Raw genomic sequence first — 2078 nt, forward strand, 5'->3', positions numbered from 1 at the left:
CTCAGCCATCGACATTCTTTGAAACCGCAGGTTTAGCAGAACAATCGGTTGATGAAGATAGAGAAGAATTTAGAACAATAACTCGTTCATCGGGCGGTCAATCAATCAGTGAAGTGCTCACTGAAGGCTCCATTTCTGATAATACCTATCCCCAATCTATTACAACTACCGAAACGATTATTGCTGGTAGTTTAGCGCTCTCCCCTGATTCTTTCGCTCCAGAAGCACAGTCCCTCGCTTCGCTACTCACAGAGCTAAACAGTGATATTACCTCAAGTGGTCAGCCCGTTACGTTTACTTATGATGCGGCGACGAACTCTATTGTTGGTGTTCAAGGCACCGAGGAAGTATTACGCATCGACATCGATGTTGTTAGTGTTGGAAACAACGCTGAGCTTTCATTGACCACAACGATTTCTCAACCAATTGATCACGTAACATCTGTTGGTGGTGGTCAGGTTTCCTATACAGGCGATCAAATTAACATCACTTTTGATATTCAAGGTGAAGACACCGCCGGAAACCCATTAGCAACACCAATTAATGCGCAAGTTGCCGTGGTTGATGGTGTCGATCCGTCTGCTGAAAGTGTGAATATCTCTAACGTTGAAACTAGCAGTGCGGCAATTGAAGGAACGTTCTCCAATATTGGTAGTGATAATCTTCAATCAGCTGTATTTGATGCTGGTGCACTGGACCAGTTTGATGGGTTACTCAGTGATAATCAAAATACGCTTGCTAGACTTTCTGATGATGGAACAACGATTACTCTGTCCATCCAAGGTCGAGGTGAGGTTGTTCTTACTATCTCACTAGATACCGATGGTACTTATAAATTCGAGCAGTTTAATCCAATAGAACAAGTGGGCTCCGATTCACTGACGTTCGATTTACCGATCACGATTACCGATTTCGACCAAGATGTTGTAACCAATAACATCAACATTGTTATCACTGATGGCGATAGCCCAGTCATTATTAATGTCGACAGTATTAGTGTCGATGAAGCAGGCATCATTGGTGGCTCACAAGAGGGAACCGCGCCTGTAGCGGGGAGCGGAAGTATCACTGCCGATATTTTCGAAAGCGACATCATCGACCATTATGAACTGGAGCCGACAGAATTTAATACTGCTGGTTCTTTAACGTCTAATGGCGAAGCCGTATTGCTTGAGCTTATTGGTGAAACTAACGGTGTAAGAACTTACGAAGGCTATGTTGAAGTCAATGGTTCTCGAATTACGGTCTTTGACGTTAAAGTTGATAGTCCGTCGTTGGGGAACTATGAATTCACTCTGTACGAAGAGCTTTCGCACCAAGGCGTTGAAGATGCGTTATTAACTTTTGCACTGCCAATTTATGCGGTGGATGCTGATGGAGATCGTTCTGCACTATCTGGCGGTTCAAGTACCCCAGAAGCCGCTGAGATTCTCGTCAATGTCACAGATGATGTTATTGAGCTCGTTGATAAAGTTGAGTCAGTCACGGAACCGACTTTAGCGGGCGATACCATTGTTTCGTATAATCTGTTCAATTTCGAAGGCGCAGATGGTTCGACAATTCAATCGTTTAACTATGATGGTGTTGATTACTCGCTAGATCAGAGCTTGCTGCCAGATGCTGCTCAAACTTTCAGTTTTACTGAGGGTGTCGTAACCATCTCATTAAACGGTGATTTCAGTTTTGAAGTCGCTCGTGATATCGACCACTCAAGCAGTGAAACTATCGTCAAACAGTTCTCATTTTTAGCTGAAGATGGCGATGGAGATACTGATACCTCAACACTTGAGCTGAGTATTACTGACGGCCAAGACCCAATTATTGATTTGATCCCGCCTGTTACTCTCTCAGAAACCAACCTTGCTGATGGGTCTTCTCCAAGCGGAAGTACGGTCAGTGCTACCGAAACGATTACCTTTACCGCTGGTAGTGATGATGTAGCTAAATTCCGCATTGAACCAACTGAGTTCAATGTCGGTGGGGCACTGGAATCGAATGGGTTCGCGGTCGAGATAAAAGAAGACCCAGCAGACTCAGGCATCTATGTTGGCTTCATTGATGATGGTGGCTCGGAAGTT

At 44.4% G+C, this 2078-nt stretch carries 1 pseudogene; it reads left to right on the top strand.

Features of this window, described 5'->3' with window-relative positions:
• Window positions 1-2078: pseudogene (locus tag IQQ51_RS27075) on the top strand (hypothetical protein); the annotation flags it as partial.

This window comes from Vibrio sp. OPT18 (assembly GCF_015163615.1).
In the GTDB taxonomy this organism is placed as follows: domain Bacteria; phylum Pseudomonadota; class Gammaproteobacteria; order Enterobacterales; family Vibrionaceae; genus Vibrio; species Vibrio coralliirubri.